Raw genomic sequence first — 17,790 nt, 5'->3', positions numbered from 1 at the left:
GTCACGGCAGTACGTTCGGGACCATGACTGACTCAAGGCGCTTCGACGGGTACGGAGTTCTCGTCACCGGTGCGGCCCGCGGCATCGGCGCGGCCGTCGCGCGGCGGCTCGCCGAGGAGGGGGCGCGGGTCCTGGTGACCGACGCCGATCCTGCCGAGGCGGCGAAGACGGCGGCGGCGCTGCGTGAACTCGGGCTCGCGGCCACGGCGTTCGGGTGTGACGTGGCCGACCGGGAGGCGGTGGAGCGGACCGTCGCTCATGCCGTGGCGACGTTCGGAGGGCTCGACGTCCTGGTCAACAGCGCGGCCCACTGCAGCCCCGACCTCCCGCTCTTCGAGGACCAGCCGGACGACGAGTGGGCCCGCGACATCGACATCACGCTGACCGGACCGTACCGCTGCTGCCGTGCCGCACTGCCGCACCTGGCCGCGTCCGGACGGGGAGCCGTCGTCAACATCGGTTCCGTGAACGGGATCCAGGACTTCGGCAACCACGCCTACAGCGCCGCCAAGGCCGGACTCGCCTCCCTGACCCGCACCCTCGCCGGACACGCGGCCAAGCGGGGCGTGCGGGTCAACCTGGTGATGCCGGGCACCGTCCGCACCTCCGCGTGGGAGGGACGGGAGGACGACCTGGACGCGGTACGCGGGCTCTATCCGCTCGGCCGGGTCGGCGAGCCGGAGGACATCGCGGCGGCCGTAGCGTTCCTCGCCTCGCACGACGCCTCCTGGATCACCGGCACCGCCCTCACCGTCGACGGCGGCCTCACCGCGGTCAACACCGGCTTCCGGCACGCCCTTTCAGAAGGGCGTTGAAGCCAGCGCCGCCAGCACCCGGTCCGTATCGGCCTCGGACGTACGCCAGTTGCTGCACGCGGCCCGCAGCGCGGGCGTCCCGTCGTACACCGTCGGCGTCAGGAACGCCTCGCCGGTCGCGGCGACGGCCTCCGCCAGCGCGGCCACCCGTTCCTGGGTCGGGTTCTCGGCGAGGGTGAAGCAGACGACGTTCAGCCGGACCGGCGCCGACAGCCGCAGACCCGGGAGCGCGGCGATGCCCTCGCCGAGGCGGTGGGCCAGGGCGACGTTGCGCTCGACGATCTCGCGGTGCCCGGCGCTGCCGTAGGCCAGGAGGGAGAACCAGGCCGGGAGGGCGCGCAGCCGGCGGGAGTTCTCCGGGGTGAGATGGAGGAAGTCCGGGTCGCCGGTCGGCAGGCAGAGGTAGGGGGAGGAGTTGTGGAACACCCTGGTCTGCAGGTCGCGACGGCGGGTGAACTGGACGGCCGCGTCATAGGGCACGTTGAGCCACTTGTGCAGGTCGACGCAGACCGAGTCCGCCGCGTCGAGTCCGTCGACGAGGTGGGCGTGGGCGGGGGAGAGGGCGGCGAAACCGCCGAACGCGGCGTCCACGTGCAGCCAGAAGTCGTGCCGCTCCTTCAGGGCCGCGATGGCCCGCAGGTCGTCGAAGTCGACGGTGTTCACGGTGCCTGCGTTCGCCACGACGATCGCCGGGCGTCCTCCCAACTCGGCCAGCGCGGCGTCGAGTCGGGCCACGTCGACGGCCTCGCGGTTTCCGGCGAGCACGGGCACCTGCCGGAGCCGGTCGCGGCCGATGCCCAGCACGGACAGCGCTTTGGTGACGCTGGAGTGCGGGCTGCCGGAGAGCACGTCCACCGGTCCGAGCGCGGCGGCCCCCTCCCCGGACACGTCCACGCCCAGCCGCTCGCCCAGCCACTCGCGGGCGACGGCGAGCCCCACCGTGTTGGACACGGTCGCGCCGGTCACGAAGGCCCCGGAGTGCGCCTCGCCCAGGCCGAACAGCTCGCGCAGCCAGCCGACCGTCTCCCGCTCCAGCGCCGCCGCCCAGGAACCGGCCGCGCCCGAGACGTTCTGGTCGTAGGCGGAGGTCAGCCAGTCCCCGGTGACCGACGCGGGCGTGGCACCGCCGGTGACGAATCCGAGGTAGCGCGGGCCCGCCGAACCGGAGAAACCGGGCGCCCACCGCTCGGCGAACCGCGCGAGCGCACCCTCGGCACCGGCCCCGTCGGCCGGCAGCGGGTCGTGATCGGGTGCCTTCCCGGGGTGGACCACCGGCCGCTCGCCCACACCGGCCAGCTCACGGGCGGCGAAGTCACGGGCGGACTGGAGGAGTTCGGGGAGCCGGGAGAGATCGTCGGCGAGAGTGCGGTGCATGGGCTGGAGCGTAGGGCGAGGGGGTGGGCGGAGTATCGGTCCACTTCGGGAAAACTGGACCGGTGGGGCGGGGTTCACCACAGTGGTCGGTGCCTCGATATTTTGTTGGGCGGCGTCGGGGCCGTGCCGGAGGATAGGGAGGTGCGACTCCCCTACGTCTACCGCGTCACCAAGTACGACCCCGCCGATCGTGACGAACACGGGCACTACACCGGCACCGAGGACGTTGCCAGCGATCACGGTGAGGTAGAGGCCGCCTACTTTCAGGCGGTCGAGGCCTTCGCCGCGGAAGTCGGTATCGATCGTCTGTCCGTCCGCGAGCCGCAGGTCACGTCCCTCGCACACTTCGGCGTCGAGTCGCCCCTGGAGGGCTTCGGGCTCGCCGGAATCCTTCCGACGGGCCTCGCCCGCTTCGACGACGGGGCAGAGGTGCCGCTCGAAGCCGGGCTGGAGCTGGTGCGGCTCATGCTGCGCGACAGCGGCGCCTGGTGTCGGCTGGAGGCGGAGGGCACACTCGCAGTGCACGTCGGTTGGGACCAGTACCTCTACGTCGGCAGCACCCGGCCCTGCGAGGAGGCGCCGGCGCGAACCCGCGCGCCCGGGCTGTTCCCGGAACGGATCGCCGCCTCTCCGTACGAGGTGGAAGCCAACAGCCAAAACATCCAGCGGCCGGGGGACGACGACTTCTGGGCCGATCTGCGCCGGGCCGTCGCCACGGGCCGCGCCGGACTCCTGGAGGAGATGTACATCGAGGGAGCCTCAAGACGGCACCGCCTCCGTGCCGACATCATCGCCACGGTTCGCGCCGGGATCACTCCCCGCGCCCGGCTGGCCGCCGGCCGCCCGGATGTCCGGCGCCGACGCCGCAACGCTCCTGTCCATGTACGCCGATGAACGCGCGCCTCTGTTCACCGCTGTCATGCCTGACAACGACGGAGTGGTCCGGGCCCACCGGTAGAAGTCTCGGATCCGGAAGTGTCACCGGGCGGCTCGGAAAGTCACCGTTTCGTCGCAGCGTGCCCAGGACTACAACCCGCACCCCCAGGTACCGGTCTAGCTGGCAGAAGTCACAGGGACCGTAGGGATTACGGCATACGGCAAGGGGAAAGGGCAGGCCATGGGGGACATACGCAGACGAGGTGCCGTGGTGCTCGGCCTCACCGGGCTGGTGGCGCCGCTCACGCTCGCGTTGGGCAGCATGCCGGCTCAGGCGGCGGCGAGTTGCACGACGCAGGCCGGGCCGTACCAGAAGCAGGTGGAGAAGTTCCTCGGGCGGCCGGTGGACGGTAAGCAGTCGGCCGCCGACTGCAAGGCCATCCGGGCCTTCCAGACCAAGCACGGCATCACGCCGAACATCGGCTACGCGGGCTCCGTCACCTGGGGTGTGATGGACCTCATGAACAAGCAGAAGGCCGTGGGCAACAAGCCCAACGCGGCCGGCAAGTGCCCTACCAACAAGGGCCGCATCGCCTGCGTGAACCTCACGCTCCAGATCAGCTGGATCCAGGACGGCAGCCGCCTCGTCTACGGCCCGGTCCCGGTGCGCACCGGCCGCAACGGCTACGAGACCCGCACCGGTCTGAAGAAGATCTACTGGCGGGACATCGACCACGTCTCGAACATCTACAACGTGCCCATGCCGTACAGCCAGTTCTTCGACGGCGGCCAGGCCTTCCACTCGGTCAACCTCAGCATGTGGAACCCGCCGGGTTCGCACGGCTGCGTCAATATGACCCCGGCCACCGCGAAGAAGTACTGGTCGCTGCTGAAGAACGGCGACGACGTCTTCGTGTACGGCCGCAAGCCGGGCACCTGACAGTCAGTCACCCGGCTTGCGTACCAAGCCCGTTACTCGGGTGCGTCCCCGAAGTCCGGGATCTCCAGCCTCGCCCCGCCCTGCCGTGCCGAGTCGTGCGCGACGATGCCCGGCAGGGTGTAACGGGCGGCGACCCACGCGTTGACCGACGGCAGGGTGCGGGAGTTGACCGCGGTCACGAAGTCGTCCGCCAGGAAGTGGTGGCTGCCCTCGTGGCCGTTGTGCAGGTTGTCGAACTCCCGCGGCAGCCGCGACCGGTCGTGCACCGGCGCCGAACCGGAGGTGAAGGCGGCCCGCAGGTCCGGCGCGATGTGCTGGAGTGACGGATCGTCAGGAGACATGGTGGGCTTGGGCTCCAGCAGCTCACTGATGTCCTTCACCCCCTTCTTGTCCTGCCAGAAGGCCACCGTCGCGAGCTGCTCCATGCTCGCGTCCGTGCCGAAGAACCGGAAACGCGACTCCCGGATCTGCGAGGGATAGCCCACCCGCCGGAACTCGTTGGTACGGAACGAACCGCCGCCCGCCACCTCGAACAGCGCGGTCGCGTTGGAGAAGTCGTTGCCGAACTGGCTGACCTCCCGGTCGAAGACCCCGTCCCCGCGTTCGTCCACGACTCCGATCGCGGACACGCTCACCGCGTGCGTCTGCCAGGCGCCGAGCACCCCGCCCACCGAGTGCGTCGGGTAGAGCAGGGGCGGATAGCTGGCGGTGGCCTTCCAGTTGTCGCCGCCGCTGTACTGGTACGCCTCGTAGAACCCCAGATCCATGTCGTGGACGTAGTCGCCCTCGGCGTAGAAGATCCGCCCGAAGGCGCCCTCCGCGATCTGGTTGCGGGCGTGCACGGTCGCCGGGTTGTACTGGCTGGTCTCGCCCATCATGTACGTCAGTCCGGTGGCCTTGACCGCGTCGATGATCGCCGCGATCTCCTCCCTGCTGATCGCCATGGGGACCGCGGAGTACACGTGCTTGCCGGCGCCGAGCCCCTGGAGGACCAGGGGGCCGTGCGTCCAGCGCTGGGTGAAGATCGCGACGGCGTCGACGGCCTTCGACTCCAGCATCGCCTCGTACGAGGGGAAGGTGCCCGCCAGCCCTTGTTCGGCGACCAGTTGCTCCGCCCGCTCCGGGAGGAGGTCGGTCACGTAGACCTCGCTCACGCCCGGGTGGGCCTGGAACAGTCTGGCGAACTGACCGGAGAACTGGCCTGCTCCGACGATGCCGAGGGAGAACGTCATAGGTGCGTGTCCTTCTCTGACGAGGGTGTCGCTGACGCGTCGGTCGTCGACCGACGCGTCACTGACCGAGGATGAAGTTGATCTGCTTGTTCGTTCTGCCCAGGCCGCTGACGGGTGCGTCGTTGGCGTAGACGTCCTGCATGGCGGGGTGCATCAACGCGTACACGTCCGCCGCGTAGTTGGTGATCGGATAGGAGAAGGTGGTGAAGTCCTTCTTGTCGGAGACCGGCCTGGTGAAGGCCGTGACATCGATGCCCTTCTTCTTGTAGGCGGCGACGGCGGTGTCCGTGCCGTCGGGGGTCGCGGGGAACACGATTCCGTAACCGCCGACCGTTTTCTGGCATTCGTCGGAGGAGAGGTACTTGACCCACTTCTCCGCGCCGGGTTTGTTGTGCGCCTTCTTGGTGATCGAGTCGGCGAGACCGTTCATCATGGTCGCCCGCTCACCGCTCGGCCCGGCCGGTGTGAACGCCGTGCCGACCTTGACGCCCTTCGCCGCGTAGTACGTCGAGATCATCCACGCGCCGTCGAAGGAGGTCGCCGCCTTGCCCGAGGCGATCTGCGCGTTGGCCGGGTTGGCGCCGTCGCTGTAGTCGGTGTACGGCGCGAGATAGCCCTTCTTGGCCAGCCCGAAGTACCACTTGACCACGGACTGGAAGGTCTTGCTGTCGTACTGGTACTGGGTGCCCCAGCGCTTCTTGTCGGTGTAGTTCCAGCCGGCCGACCCGGTGAAGGGGCTCCACGTCGTCTGGCCGTCGGCGTCGCCCGCGCCACCGCTGGCGAGGCCGTACGTCTTGACGTTCTTCTTGTCGAAGCCCGGCTCGTCGCCGCGCTTGCCGTTCTGGTCGACGGTGAGGTGGGCGATGGCCTTCTCGAAGGTGCCGCCGTCCGTCGGGTTCCAGGAGAGGCTGTTCAACTGGTCGGCGCTCAGTCCCGCCGCCTCGGCCATCTTCTGGTTGTAGAAGAGGGCGACCGTGTCCCAGTCCTTCGGGGCGCCGTAGCGATGGCCGTCCTGGCCCACCCAGTTGGCGGCGAGCCCGGGTTGGTAGGCGGCGTCACTGATGCCGAGGTCGTCCAGCGGCTCCAGCACCTTCAGGTCGGCGAACTGACCGAACTTCTGGATGTGGTCGGTGAACACGTCCGGCTGGGTGCCCGCGATGAAGCTCGCGGTGAGCTTGGTCCAGTAGTCGCCCCAGCCCAACTGCGTGATCTTCACCTTGAGTCCGGGGTTCTGCCGCTCGAAGCCCTTCGCGCAGGCCTGGTAGGCGGGGAGCTGGTTGGAGTCCCACAGCCAGTACGTCACCGTGTTCGAGGCCGACCCCACGGAGTCGCCCTTCGCGCAGCCCGCCGTCAGGGACAGCGCGAGCGCCCCGGTCAGTGCCATGACCGTACGAAATCGCATGTGCTGCCCCTTACTTGATTCCGGTGAAGCTGATGGAGCTCACGATGCGGCGCGCGAACACCGAGAAGAGCACCAGCATCGGGAGCGCGGCGATGAGGGTCGCCGCCATCAGGCCCGACCAGTCGTAGCCGGTCTGCGGGGTCTGCGAGCGGAAGATGGCCAGCGCCACCGACAGCACGCGCGAGCTGTCGCTGTAGGACACCATCAGCGGCCAGAAGTAGTCGTTCCAGGACGTGATGTTCGTCAGCACGCCCAGCGTCAGGATCGGCGTGGACGCCATCGGCAGCAGCACCCGGAAGAAGACGCGGACCTTGCCCGCGCCGTCGAGCAGGGCGGCCTCCTCGACCTCGCGCGGGATGTTCATGAAGAACTGCTTGAGGAAGAACACCGCGAACGGCGTCATGAACATCGTCGGCAGCGCGATCCCCAACAGGGTGTCCACGAGCCCGAGTTGCTTGATGAGAACGAAGTTCGGCAGCAGGGTGAAGATGGCCGGCACCATCAGCCCGGCCAGGAACAGCCCGAACATCCGGTCCCGGCCGCGCCAGCGCAGCCGGGCGAAGGCGTAGGCGGCCATCGCGGAGAAGAACACCTGGCAGACGGTGACCAGGGTGGAGACGATCACCGAGTTGAGCAGATAGCGCCAGAAGGTGAGCCCGCCGCCCGAACCGCCTTGCGCGATCGCCTCCTTGGTCGACTGGAGGCCCAGTGCGCGTTCGAAGCCGCCGGTGGTGAAGTCGACCGGGAGCGGGTCCGAGGGGTGGGCGGCGAGCCCGGTGTTCGTGGAGAGCGCGGTGCGCAGGATCCAGAAGAAGGGCAGCAGGGTGATCAGCATGATCGCGGTCATCGCGGCCCAGGCGGCGACCTTGCCGACGGAGATACGGCGCCGAGGCGGTCGTACGGTCGGGCGGGTGCTCGGCGTGGTCGTTTCGGGCGTGGTGGTCAGGGTGGCCATGTCGTCTCCTTCCGGTCAGCCGAGGTCGGTCTGGCCGGCGCGGGTGATCCGGTACTGGAGGAACGTGATCGCGCTCAGCACGATCAGCAGGGCCACGGACATCGCGGAGGCGTAGCCGAACTGGAAGCGGCCGAAGGCGGAGCCGTAGATGTAGTACTGGAGGACGTTGGTCGCGTTCGCCGGGCCGCCCGCGGTGGTCACGGCGACCGTGTCGAACACCTGGAACGAACCGATCACCGTCATGATCAGCACGACCGCGAGGACCGGCCGCAGCAGTGGCATCGTGATCCGCCAGAACATCCGCCACTCGCTCGCGCCGTCCACCTTTGCGGCCTCGTACATGTCGTTCGGGATGGCCTGCAGCCCGGCGAACAGCAGCAGCGCGGTGTAGCCGACGTGCCGCCACACGTTGATCAGGGCGATCGTGGGGATCGCCCAGGTCTTGTCGGCGAGGAAGGGGATGTGGTCGAAGCCGAGTCCGCCGATGATCTGGTTGCCGATGCCGAGCTGGGTGTCGAGGATCCACAGCCAGACGATGCCGGCGACGACGTTCGACATCAGGTACGGCGTCAGCACGATCCCGCGCAACAGGGCGGACTGGGTGAGCCGTTGGAGCAGGACGGCGATGGCGAGGGCCGCCACCGTCTGGACGCCGATGTTGATGAACACGTACTCGACGGTGACCCGCAGCGAGGACCAGAAGATGGGGTCGTGGACCATCCGGTCGTAGTTGTCGAGGCCCACCCACTTCGCCGGCGTCAGCAGGTTGAAGCGGGTGAAGCTCAGGTAGATGCCCCGCAGGGTCGGCCAGAGCAGGAAGACAAGGAAGCCCAGCAGGGCGGGGGCGATGAAGACCGCCGCCAGCCGTCCGTCGCCCCCGCCTTCACGGGCCCGCGGCCGACGGGTCGGGGGACTGCTTGAGGCGATGGTCATCTGGAGACTCCCTTGTCTGCGACGGCTCGTCCTCGCGGCACTTACTTTCGTCTCGAAATAATCAAGGCGTCAATAGCTGTGCACGGATCTTTTCTGTGCCGAATCCTGGCCGTACGGTGGTCCTGTTACTTCCATGGTGAAAGAAAGAACCTTGTGGGAGTGTGACCCTCATGACCACACGTGCCGCCAGCTGGCAGCCGCTGAGCCCCGGTGAACGTTCCGTGGCGATCGAGGTGCTCGTCCATGGCCCGCTGTCGCGCACCGACATCGCGCGGCGACTCGACCTCTCGGCGGGCAGCCTCACCCGCCTCACCAAGCCCTTGATCGAATCCGGCCTGCTGGTCGAGGTCCCCGAAGGCGGCGGCCCGGCCGAGGTCCGCCAGGGCCGCCCCTCACAACCCCTCGACGTGGTCGCCGAGTCCCGCACCTTCCTCGGGTTCAAGGTCACCGAGGACATGGTCTACGGCGTCGTCACCACCCTCAGGAGCGAGATCGTCGCGCGCCTCGACCGAGCGCTCACCACCCACGCCCCGGCCGAAGTTGCCGACCTGCTCGCCGAGATGACCGGCGAACTCACCGCCCGGTTCCCCACGCTCACGGGCATAGGCATCGGTGTCGGCGGTCTCGTCCAGGACCGTGCCGTGGTCGGGGAGTCGGCCTTCCTGCACTGGAGCAACGTTCCGCTGGCCGAACTGGTCGAGGAGCGCACCGGGTTGCCGGTCGTCGTGGAGAACGACGTGGCCGCGTTCGTCGAGGCCGAGACCTGGTTCGGCGCCGGGCGCGGCCTCGACCGCTTCGTCGTCCTCACCATCGGCGCGGGCGTCGGCTACGGTCTCGTCCTCGGCGGCAAGCGGGTGCCCTACGCCGAGGAGGACCGCGGCTTCGGACGCCACTGGATCCTGAACCCCAACGGCCCGCTCACCCCCACCGGTGAACGCGGCAGCGCCGTCTCACTGTTGACCATTCCCAGCATCCGCTACCAGGTCCAGGCCGCCACGGGCCGGGACCTCACGTACGAGGAGATCCTCGCCGGTGCCGCCGTCGGCGAGCCCATGTCCTCCCGCGTGATCGGTGAAGCGGCCCGTGCGCTGGGAGTGTTGGTCGCCCAGATCGCCAACTTCGTGCTGCCGCAGAAGATCCTGCTCGCCGGTGAGGGCGTCGGCCTGATCGATGTCGCCGGCAAGACGGTGGACGACACGCTCCGCGCACACCGGCACCCGCTGGCCGCCCCGCTGGACGTGGAGACCAAGGTCTCCGACTTCCACGACTGGGCGCGTGGGGCGGCGGTGTTGGCGATCCAGGTACTGGTGCTGGGTGTGGCGGAGGTGTGAAATGCGTTACGGGGCTTGACAGATGGACGTGATCAGTAACACGGTCCGATATGTCCGATTGGCTCGTGATTACTCACATCGCCTTCACCTACGGCGACGTATGCTTCACACCATGTCCACCCGTGTTGAATCAGCCACCGAGCGATCGGCAGCCGAGGTCAACGAGGAGATCAGGGCCTTGTGGCTCCGATCGGGCGGGACACTGAGCGTCGAACAGCGCGAGGAGTACCGGCGGCTGGTGATGGAGTGGGCCACCGCGACTCCTCAGCCGGCCACGGCGGCCTGAGAGCGGCCGCCCGGCCGACGCGCAGCTGTCGTTCGGATCCCGTCGCCCGGCCTTCCTCGTGACCCTCGGTCCAGCCGGTCGAGCCCCCGTCGACCCGACCCGACAACCCACGATCACCCCGCGACGAACTCGCCGCGTGATCCCTCGTGATCCCGTGTGATCAGCCCCACATCGCCGAATAGTGCCGCTGGAAGGCCTTGCGGTCCTGCTCCGCGCGGATCCAGCGCGTCGCCACCAGCGCGATGAGGCTTCCCGCGATCACCAGCAGACCCGGTCCCACATTCTTGGGGTCGGTGAGCCGGGATGCCAGGGTCGTCGTGCCCGCCGTGGTGTTCGTCGCCGGCGCCGACGTCCCGGGCGTGACCGAACCGGTGCCCGCCGCGCTGCCTGCCGCCGAGGCGGACGGCGCGGGCGAGGCGGCCGTCTTCGGCGCCACCAGCAGCTTGACGTTGAGCGCGGCCAGCGCCTTGGTCAGAGGCTGGAAGAACGTCGTACCGCCCGCCTTGCAGTCACCGCTGCCGCCCGAGGTCACCCCCAGCGCGATGCCGTTGGAGAACAACGGACCACCGCTGTCGCCCGGTTCGGCACACACCGTGGTCTGGATGAGACCGGTCACCGTGCCCTCGGGATAGTTCACCGTCGCGTCGAGCGCGGTCACCTCGCCGTCGTGCAGGCCGCTGGTGCTGCCGCTGCGGAACACCTTCTCGCCCACGGCCGCGTCGGCCAGGCCGGTGATCGTCACCCCGCTGCCGTTGCCGATCGCGACCACGTCCGCGCCCTCGCCCGCGGAGCCGCTCGCGTACTGCACCAGGGAGAAGTCGCTGCCGGGGAAGTTGTCGGAGACCGTCTTGCCCAGCTGCTGGTCGCCCTGGTTGTCGGCGAACCAGATCGAGCCGACCGGGCCGCAGTGCCCGGCCGTGAGGATGAAGTCGGTCTGGCCGTTGGTCACGTTGTAGCCCGCCGAGCAGCGGCCGCCGGTCGACAGGATGGGCTGCGCCCCGTTGATCCGGGTGGTGAACTTGCCCTGCGTGCGCTGCATCTCCACCGAGGCGCCGATGCTCTTCGCGACCTTCGTCATCGCGGCCCAGCTGGTGGCGGAGACACTGCTGTCGGCCTCCACCAGCACCTTGTTGTTCCGGTAGTCCATAGCCCACGCGGTGCCCGGCACCTTGGGCGCCGAACTCAGCGTGCTCGCGGCCGACTTCAGCTGGTTCATGCTGTACGGCACGACCTTCGCCTCGGCGCCCGCCTTCGTCACCTCGGCCGCCGTCGCCTTGTCGGTCACCGCGACGACCGTACGGCCGCCGGAGTCGACCCAACTGCCCGCCGTACGGGCCGAACCGAGCTTCGCCACCAGAGCGGAACCCTTGTCCGCGGGCGTCTGCGGCGCGCTGAGCGTGGCGGCGGTCCTGCCCGGGGTGTCGCTCGCCATGGCCGCCTGGGTGACCATGGCCCCTCCCAGCAGGAGTCCGCCGACGGCCGTCAACCGTGTCACTCGCCGGACGACCCGTCGTCGTGCGTGCCTCATGCCTGGCTCCCGAACCCCGAACGTGCGGTGCCTAACACCGCGAGGCCCTCCGGTCGTTGAGGTGCCCTTCCTCCATACGTGGCCCGGCACCGTCCCGTTCACCCGATGGAAGATCGGCTTCAGCCACCGGCCACAACAGGCTGTCCGGACGGCCGAGTTGGCCTCGGCGGTGCCCGGCGCGGCCCGTCGCCCACGCGCCGCGGTCCCCCTATCTTGAGCCTCATGACCAGCAACCCGCAGGCCGCGGCCGGTGAACCGAATCCCCTGCGCGCACTCACCCTCGACCGCCTCCGATGTCGTACCAGCATGAAATGGCGCACCTACCCCGAGGACGTGCTGCCGGTGTGGGTGGCAGAGATGGACGTGCCGCTCGCCGACGCCGTGGTCCGCGCGGTCACGGACGCGCTCGCCCTCGGGGACACCGGCTATCCCTCCGGCACGGCCTACGCCGAGGCGCTGGCCGTGTTCGCGGAGCAGCGGTGGGGCTGGGACGGGCTCGCCGTCGAGCGCACCCGGATCGTGCCGGACGTCATGCTGGGCGTCGTCGAGATGCTCCGGCTGGTCACCGGGCCGGGCGATCCGGTGGTGCTGAACCCGCCCGTGTATCCGCCGTTCTTCCAGTTCGTGACCCATATGGACCGGCAGGTCGTGGAAGCGCCGCTGGGCGCGGACCTGCGCCTGGACCTCGGCGCTCTGGAGGACGCGTTCCGGCGCGCGGTCGAGGGCGGGCGGCGGGCCGCATATCTGCTGTGCAGCCCGCACAACCCGACCGGCACCGTGCACACCGCCGCCGAACTGGCCGCCGTCGCCGCCCTCGCCGAGCGGTACGGTGTGCGGGTCGTAGCCGACGAGATCCACGCACCGGTCGTCGCGGCGGGCGTCGGCTTCGTGCCGTATCTGAGTGTGCCGGGCGGCGAGCGCGGGCTGTCGCTGATGTCGGCGTCGAAGGCCTGGAACCTGGCCGGGCTCAAGGCCGCCCTGGCCGTCGCGGGCCCCGCGTCCGCCGCCGACCTGGCCCGCATGCCCGAGGAGGTCGGTCACGGCCCGAGTCACGTCGGCGTCATCGCCCACACCGCCGCCCTGCGCGACGGCACCGCCTGGCTGGACGCGCTGCTGACCGGCCTCGACGACAACCGCCGGCTGCTGACCGGTCTGCTGGCCGAGCACCTGCCCGCCGTCGTGTACCGGCCCGGCGAGGGCACCTACCTCGCCTGGCTCGACTGCCGCGCGCTCGGTCTCGGAGACGATCCGGCGGACGTCTTCCTGCGCCGGGGGCGGGTCGCGCTGAGCCCCGGCCGCGACTTCGGCACGGGCGGTACGGGACACGTAAGACTCAATCTGGCGACGTCCCCGGAGGTGATCACGGAGGCCGTGCGGCGGATGGTGGCAGCGCTGGGGTGAGTGGGACGGCTGGGCTGTCATGAACACCTGCCCCGGCTGCCATGATGAGCCCATGCGCGTGCTGATGCCGGTCCCCGACCGCGACTTCGACGTCACCGAGGTCGCCGTGCCCTGGCGGCTGCTCACCGACGCCGGGCACGAGGTCGTCCTCGCCACCGAGCGGGCCGGCACCCGGCCCGCCGCGGACCCCCGGCTGCTGACCGGCGTCCTCTTCGGACAGCTCGGCGCCGAGGGCGAGCCCAAGCGGTTCTACCAAGAGTTCACCGAGGCACCGGAGTTCGGCGCCACGGTCTCCTGGGCGGACGTGGACGTCACCGGCTTCGACGGCCTGCTGCTGCCGGGCGGCCACGCGCCCGGTATGCGCCAGTACCTCGGCTCGGCCCAACTACGGGCGAAAGTGGGGGAGTTCTGGGCACTCGGCCGTCCGGTCGGCGCCATCTGCCACGGCGTCCTCGTGCTCGCCCGCACCCAGGACCCGGCCACCGGCCGCAGCGTCCTCGCCGGACGACGTACGACCTGCCTGCCCAAGTACATGGAACGCACCGCCTACTTGACCACCGCCTGGCGCCTGGGCCGCTACTACCGCACCTACCCCGCCTATGTGGAGGACGAGGTGCGGGCCGCCCTCGACGACCCGGGCACGCAGTTCGAACGCGGCCCGAGGGAGCTCACCCGGCGCGGCACCGCGAGCGACGACAGCCACGCGTTCGTCGTGCAGGACGGCAGCTACTTGTCGGCGCGCTGGCCCGGAGACGCATACCTTTTCGCCCGCCGGTATCTCGATCTCCTGCGGGCACCCTCGGGTGCTTAGACTGCCGACCATGGACGAGACCCCGCTGGACCGGCTCGGCGCAGGCCAGTACCTGCTGATTACCAGCTACCGCAAGAACGGCTCCCCGGTCCCCACCCCGGTGTGGGTGGTGCGCGACGGCGACACCCTCGGGGTGTGGACGGTCGCCGACTCCTGGAAGGTCAAGCGCATCCGGGCCCGCGCCGACGTCCTCGTGGGCCCCTGCGACCTGCGCGGCAACCCGACCGGCAACCAGGTCCCCGGCACCGCCGAACTCACCGACGCCGAGACGACCGCCCGCTACCGCGCCCTCATCAAGCGCAAGTACGGGCTCACCGGCCGTCTCACGCTCCTCGGCAGCCGGCTGCGCCGCGGGCTCGACGGCACCGTCGGCATCCGCGTGACCCTCAATGCCTGAGAACGGGCCGTTGGACACCGGATCCAGGGAGCGCCCGTGGACTCCGCGCTGACCCCGGCCGAGCTGCGGCTGCGGCAGGAGCGGATCGTCTTCGCCCGGATGCGCAGCACCCAGGACCGGGTCGCCGATGCCATCACAGCCTTCGCCGGCACCATGCTCTTCGTCTATCTGCACGCCCTGTGGTTCGCCGCCTGGATCGCCCTCAACGAAGGGCTCCTCGGGCACGCCGGGATCTTCGACCCGTACCCGTACGGACTGCTCACGATGATCGTCAGCCTGGAGGCCATCTTCCTGTCGACCTTCGTCATGGTGAGCCAGAACCGGCAGGCGACCCGCGAGAACGTCCGCGCCGACCTCGACTTCGAGACCAACCTGCGCTCCGAGGTGTGGTCGGCCCACATCGGAGCCGCCCTGGGCCTGGACCCGCGCGAGATCGAACAACGCGTACAGGAACTCCTCACCGAGAACCGCGCCAAGATGAACGGCGGGACAAAACAGGGGAGTTGACCCATAGCACGATGAAGGGGCCGCAGCCTTCGGGCTGCGGCCCCTTCACTTCGTACGGCGTCCGGCTACGACGCGTCGAGCACCGTGCCGGTCAGCACCGGGCCGTCGGGCAGCGGGTTGCCGTTGTCGTCCGTGGCACGGAAGAGCACGGACTCGGGCTGCTCGGTCACCTGGTCGGTGATGGTGGGCAGGCTGATCTCCGTGCTCGGCCGACCCGCTGGAACGGTCGTCCAGAGGGCCAGGTTCGACACCGTGGACAGGGGCCGCTCCGGGGTGGGCTCCTCTCCGGAGTTCTCGCGGAGCCACTGCGCGTCGACGTCGAGGGTGGACAACTCCGGCCCCGTGGCGACCGGTTGGACGGCGAACACGGGGTTGAGCTCCACGTCGGCGGGCGTCGAAAGCGTCACCTTCCACTTCAGGGGTTGTCCCTCGGTGACCCGGTCGGCGACGGGGGTGACGGTGTACGTGGGCATCGGGTCGTCGTTCTCGGTGGTCACGCCACCGTGATGGGCGCCGACCACCGCGCCGTGCACCGCCTTCACGAACAGGTCGTGCTGGGTGCCGTAGTCGAAGCGGGTGTTGCCCTTCACCGCGACCGATACGTCGAGGTCGTGGCCGCCGGGGCGCACCGTGACCAGGCGGGAAGTGTCCTGGCCGGTGGCCGGGTCGGAGACGTAGACGCGCACCTGGCCGCTGCCCCGGCCGGACACCTGGACGGGGATGCGGTACGTCTTGACGCCCGAGTCGCCCTCCTTGACGGTGAGCCGGCCGATGTCGACGCGCGGGAGCGGGGCCGCGACGGCCGCCGGAGTGCCGGGGCGCCAGCCCCAGGCGTCCATCAGCCAGGCCTGGCCGGAGCGCGAACGCGGAGTCAGGGAAAGGGACTTGACGTGGCGCAGGTCGAGTCCGGCGCGGGTGGCGGCGGTCAGCGGTACCCGGACCTCGCGCGCCCAGTAGGAGGCGGTGCGCTCGGTGCCGGGCAGGCCCTCGACGCGGACCCGGCCGAGGGGCGAGCGGTGGCCGGACGTGTCGGTGAGGGTGACGTCGAACTGGGTGCCGGTGGTGTTGGGCGGCACGATCAACCGCAGGGCGAGGGATTTGGCGCCGCTCAGGGAGACCGGCTTGGCCGGACGTACCGTCGTCGGCGAACCGGCCGCGGACCAGCGCAGCGCGACGGCACGGCGGCCGATCTCCTTGCTTGTGTCCCACTGCGCGAAGTGCGGCGAGAGGCCCAGGCGGCTGTCGCTCAGGCAGGCGACGGCTGGGGAGGGATCCACCGCCGAGCACAACTTGCCGCCGGACACGGTGACTTGACCGTCCGGCAGGAAGCCGGCGCCGCGGTTCGCGCCCACCGCGTGGGTGAGAACCCGCGCGGGGTCCGCCGAGGGTGCCCGGCGGCCCGAGCCGTCGAGCAGCTCGCGCGCCCGGTCGTCACCGGCGACCAACAGGCGGGCGGCGGTGGCGATGTAGGTGGAACCCGCCTTGTGCTGCTGGTCCGCCGTCAGCCGGGTCGCGGTGCCCGGCGAGCACACCGCGTCCCGCTGGTCGGGGTCGTTGTAGAAGTCGTCCTCGGCGGGCGCCTGGGCCTGACCCGGGGTCCACTCGGTGTTGAAGAAGTTGTGGTCGGCGCCCTCGACGTAGACCGCGCTGTGCAGTGCGGTGCCTCGGCTGACGCCGCGGGTCCCGTCGACGTACACCTCGCCCTGGAGGTCGGAGACGTCACCGTCGCAGCTGGGCAGGATCGTCACGGAGGGCACGTCGGCCACCGGGTTCTGGCCGAAGATCGTGGGGCCGATGAGGACCGTGCCGCGGATCTTCCAGCGCACCGGGCCGTGATAGCCGTCCTGCGCGGCCGGCGGCGGGTAGAGGCTGTCCATCGCCGCCCGGTTGACGCCCTCGCCGCCTCGCGAGTGACCGATCAACAGGACGCGGGAGAGGTCGGCCGGCGGCGCGTCGCGGACGACCGCCGGAGCGGTCCCCGGGTGGGCGGACCAGTCGGCCCAGTGGGCCAGGTGGAGCCGGACCAGCGACGAACGGGCCTGCGCTCCGGCGTCCTCGGCATCGGCGTCCTGGGCGTTGATGCCGTTCGCGGAGATCGACACCGTCACATAGCCCTGGGAGGCGAGGAGTTGCTGGTCGCGCAGATAACCCCGGTAGCTCGGAACGGACTTGGTGCCGGTCGGGCAGGGCCAGTCACCGGTGATGTCCTCGGTGCCCGGCTTGTAGCAGGTGTAGTGCCGGCCGTGCAGGAACAGCGCGAGCGGCCGCTTGCCGGTGGTGCCCTTCGGCGCGACCACGACGGCCTTCATCTCGATCGGCGTGGCATACCCGGGCAGCCGGACCGAGTCGAGCGTGTACTCGCCGGTCGTCGTACGGTACGCACCCGGCTTGCCGGGATCGACGGCGCCGGCCGGGAGCTGGGCCGCGGGCCGGGCGACGGCCTCCGAACGGCCGTTGCCGGAACCGCTGTTGTCACCGGCGGTGTCCAACCGCCTGCCACCGGCCAGTACTTGAAGGTCCGTCAGTTTTCTTGGCGAGGCGGCGTCGAGGCCGAGCCGGAAGGTCCGTCCGTCCTTGGCCGGACTCGGCACGCCGAGGAGCCGGCCGCCGGCGTGGAACTCGACCCGGGCGTCCCCCATGGGCACCCGCCTGCCCGAGCGCCACACCAGCTGCTGCGCGGATCCCTTCCCGGTGATCCGCCAACCCGGTGGCAGAGTGCCGTCGTCGGCCGTCGCCGTGGTCGTGAACGGTCCGGTGTCCGAGGGCGGTACCGCCTGCGCGGACCCGGACACCCCACCCGCCACCGCGAGCACCGCCGCGGCCGTGACCCATATTCGCCGGGCACGGAACAATGTGTTCTCCTCCTCGAACCCCAGACGCGGGCGTCCCGTCGGTCCCGGGAGCCCCTCGCGCCCCGGAGGACGGGAAGCAGAGCCTGTGGGTTGCCTGTGGAGGAGGATTCGGCCGATCTTCGGAGGACGGGCCCGAACTCGGCCGTGCGG

16 protein-coding genes are annotated in these 17,790 nt (G+C 70.1%); 9 read left to right on the top strand and 7 right to left on the bottom strand.

What is annotated here, in order from left to right; all coding sequences use genetic code 11:
* The first annotated feature begins 23 nt into the window (after positions 1 to 23).
* The gene (locus ACWDEW_RS39020; protein ID WP_450519566.1) at positions 24 to 815 is read left to right on the top strand and encodes an SDR family NAD(P)-dependent oxidoreductase; all 792 of its coding nucleotides are present in this window, start codon (positions 24 to 26) and stop codon (positions 813 to 815) included.
* Here ACWDEW_RS39020 and ACWDEW_RS39015 read toward each other — a convergent pair.
* Positions 801 to 2,189, bottom strand: coding sequence for a pyridoxal phosphate-dependent decarboxylase family protein (locus ACWDEW_RS39015; protein WP_450519564.1), 1,389 nt, complete (start codon positions 2,187 to 2,189; stop codon positions 801 to 803). The genes ACWDEW_RS39020 and ACWDEW_RS39015 overlap by 15 nt on opposite strands.
* A gap of 141 nt (positions 2,190 to 2,330) precedes the next feature.
* On the opposite strand from ACWDEW_RS39015, the gene ACWDEW_RS39010 reads away from it, so the two are divergent.
* Both ACWDEW_RS39010 and ACWDEW_RS39005 read left to right on the top strand, forming a co-directional pair.
* Complete coding sequence (locus tag ACWDEW_RS39010) at positions 2,331 to 3,083, top strand: RNA-binding protein (RefSeq protein WP_450519562.1); 753 nt, start codon at positions 2,331 to 2,333, stop codon at positions 3,081 to 3,083.
* Between the two features lie 223 nt (positions 3,084 to 3,306).
* Entirely contained in the window at positions 3,307 to 4,005 is a 699-nt protein-coding gene (locus tag ACWDEW_RS39005) for a L,D-transpeptidase family protein (RefSeq protein ID WP_026178411.1), read from the top strand.
* 32 nt (positions 4,006 to 4,037) lie between these two features.
* On the opposite strand, the gene ACWDEW_RS39000 is transcribed toward ACWDEW_RS39005, so the two are convergent.
* The 4 genes from ACWDEW_RS39000 to ACWDEW_RS38985 are packed head-to-tail and all read right to left on the bottom strand — an operon-like array spanning position 4,038 to position 8,527.
* Positions 4,038 to 5,237 carry a Gfo/Idh/MocA family protein gene (locus ACWDEW_RS39000; RefSeq protein ID WP_450519559.1) on the bottom strand — a complete coding sequence of 400 codons (1,200 nt, stop codon included), beginning with the start codon at positions 5,235 to 5,237 and terminating at the stop codon, positions 4,038 to 4,040.
* Positions 5,238 to 5,295: 58 nt separating this feature from the next.
* Positions 5,296 to 6,639 (bottom strand): ABC transporter substrate-binding protein, encoded by a 1,344-nt coding sequence (locus ACWDEW_RS38995; protein ID WP_450519557.1) that lies wholly within the window; start codon positions 6,637 to 6,639, stop codon positions 5,296 to 5,298.
* Positions 6,640 to 6,649: 10 nt separating this feature from the next.
* On the bottom strand, positions 6,650 to 7,594 hold the full coding sequence (locus ACWDEW_RS38990; RefSeq protein WP_450519555.1) for a carbohydrate ABC transporter permease: 945 nt from the start codon (positions 7,592 to 7,594) through the stop codon (positions 6,650 to 6,652).
* Between the two features lie 15 nt (positions 7,595 to 7,609).
* Entirely contained in the window at positions 7,610 to 8,527 is a 918-nt protein-coding gene (locus tag ACWDEW_RS38985; RefSeq protein ID WP_450519553.1) for a carbohydrate ABC transporter permease, read from the bottom strand.
* Between the two features lie 170 nt (positions 8,528 to 8,697).
* Between ACWDEW_RS38985 and ACWDEW_RS38980 the strand changes: the two genes are divergently transcribed.
* Together ACWDEW_RS38980 and ACWDEW_RS38975 are read left to right on the top strand one after the other, a co-directional pair.
* Positions 8,698 to 9,858: an ROK family transcriptional regulator gene (locus tag ACWDEW_RS38980; RefSeq protein WP_450519551.1), complete on the top strand. Its 1,161-nt coding sequence runs from the start codon at positions 8,698 to 8,700 to the stop codon at positions 9,856 to 9,858.
* Between the two features lie 100 nt (positions 9,859 to 9,958).
* Entirely contained in the window at positions 9,959 to 10,144 is a 186-nt protein-coding gene (locus ACWDEW_RS38975; RefSeq protein ID WP_406463749.1) for a hypothetical protein, read from the top strand.
* A gap of 160 nt (positions 10,145 to 10,304) precedes the next feature.
* On the opposite strand, the gene ACWDEW_RS38970 is transcribed toward ACWDEW_RS38975, so the two are convergent.
* Entirely contained in the window at positions 10,305 to 11,672 is a 1,368-nt protein-coding gene (locus ACWDEW_RS38970; protein ID WP_450519549.1) for a S1 family peptidase, read from the bottom strand.
* A gap of 222 nt (positions 11,673 to 11,894) precedes the next feature.
* Between ACWDEW_RS38970 and ACWDEW_RS38965 the strand changes: the two genes are divergently transcribed.
* Genes ACWDEW_RS38965 through ACWDEW_RS38950 form a run of 4 tightly spaced genes read left to right on the top strand, consistent with a single transcriptional unit; the run spans position 11,895 to position 14,788 of the window.
* Positions 11,895 to 13,073, top strand: a complete 1,179-nt coding sequence (locus ACWDEW_RS38965) for a MalY/PatB family protein (RefSeq protein WP_450519547.1) — start codon at positions 11,895 to 11,897, stop codon at positions 13,071 to 13,073.
* 52 nt (positions 13,074 to 13,125) lie between these two features.
* Positions 13,126 to 13,884 carry a type 1 glutamine amidotransferase domain-containing protein gene (locus ACWDEW_RS38960; RefSeq protein ID WP_450519545.1) on the top strand — a complete coding sequence of 253 codons (759 nt, stop codon included), beginning with the start codon at positions 13,126 to 13,128 and terminating at the stop codon, positions 13,882 to 13,884.
* Positions 13,885 to 13,894: 10 nt separating this feature from the next.
* Positions 13,895 to 14,281: a PPOX class F420-dependent oxidoreductase gene (locus ACWDEW_RS38955; RefSeq protein ID WP_450519543.1), complete on the top strand. Its 387-nt coding sequence runs from the start codon at positions 13,895 to 13,897 to the stop codon at positions 14,279 to 14,281.
* Positions 14,282 to 14,317: 36 nt separating this feature from the next.
* Positions 14,318 to 14,788 carry a DUF1003 domain-containing protein gene (locus tag ACWDEW_RS38950; protein ID WP_450519541.1) on the top strand — a complete coding sequence of 157 codons (471 nt, stop codon included), beginning with the start codon at positions 14,318 to 14,320 and terminating at the stop codon, positions 14,786 to 14,788.
* Positions 14,789 to 14,853: 65 nt separating this feature from the next.
* Here ACWDEW_RS38950 and ACWDEW_RS38945 read toward each other — a convergent pair whose 3' ends face one another.
* Positions 14,854 to 17,640 carry an alpha/beta hydrolase family protein gene (locus tag ACWDEW_RS38945; protein ID WP_450519539.1) on the bottom strand — a complete coding sequence of 929 codons (2,787 nt, stop codon included), beginning with the start codon at positions 17,638 to 17,640 and terminating at the stop codon, positions 14,854 to 14,856.
* Positions 17,641 to 17,790: the final 150 nt, after the last annotated feature.

It is taken from the genome of Streptomyces sp. NPDC001100 (genome assembly GCF_053598575.1).
The sequence above is the reverse complement of the archived record's forward strand: the minus strand, read 5'-3'. Positions and strand labels throughout refer to the sequence as shown.

Coding starts and splice junctions, on each gene's coding strand:
- ACWDEW_RS39005 (WP_026178411.1), top strand. CDS start 3,307: ATGGGGGACATACGCAGACGAGGTGCCGTGGTGCTCGGCCTCACCGGG.
- ACWDEW_RS38990 (WP_450519555.1), bottom strand. CDS start 7,594: ATGGCCACCCTGACCACCACGCCCGAAACGACCACGCCGAGCACCCGC.
- ACWDEW_RS39015 (WP_450519564.1), bottom strand. CDS start 2,189: ATGCACCGCACTCTCGCCGACGATCTCTCCCGGCTCCCCGAACTCCTC.
- ACWDEW_RS38975 (WP_406463749.1), top strand. CDS start 9,959: ATGCTTCACACCATGTCCACCCGTGTTGAATCAGCCACCGAGCGATCG.
- ACWDEW_RS38985 (WP_450519553.1), bottom strand. CDS start 8,527: ATGACCATCGCCTCAAGCAGTCCCCCGACCCGTCGGCCGCGGGCCCGT.
- ACWDEW_RS38960 (WP_450519545.1), top strand. CDS start 13,126: ATGCGCGTGCTGATGCCGGTCCCCGACCGCGACTTCGACGTCACCGAG.
- ACWDEW_RS38955 (WP_450519543.1), top strand. CDS start 13,895: ATGGACGAGACCCCGCTGGACCGGCTCGGCGCAGGCCAGTACCTGCTG.
- ACWDEW_RS39000 (WP_450519559.1), bottom strand. CDS start 5,237: ATGACGTTCTCCCTCGGCATCGTCGGAGCAGGCCAGTTCTCCGGTCAG.
- ACWDEW_RS38970 (WP_450519549.1), bottom strand. CDS start 11,672: ATGAGGCACGCACGACGACGGGTCGTCCGGCGAGTGACACGGTTGACG.
- ACWDEW_RS38995 (WP_450519557.1), bottom strand. CDS start 6,639: ATGCGATTTCGTACGGTCATGGCACTGACCGGGGCGCTCGCGCTGTCC.
- ACWDEW_RS39020 (WP_450519566.1), top strand. CDS start 24: ATGACTGACTCAAGGCGCTTCGACGGGTACGGAGTTCTCGTCACCGGT.
- ACWDEW_RS38965 (WP_450519547.1), top strand. CDS start 11,895: ATGACCAGCAACCCGCAGGCCGCGGCCGGTGAACCGAATCCCCTGCGC.
- ACWDEW_RS38980 (WP_450519551.1), top strand. CDS start 8,698: ATGACCACACGTGCCGCCAGCTGGCAGCCGCTGAGCCCCGGTGAACGT.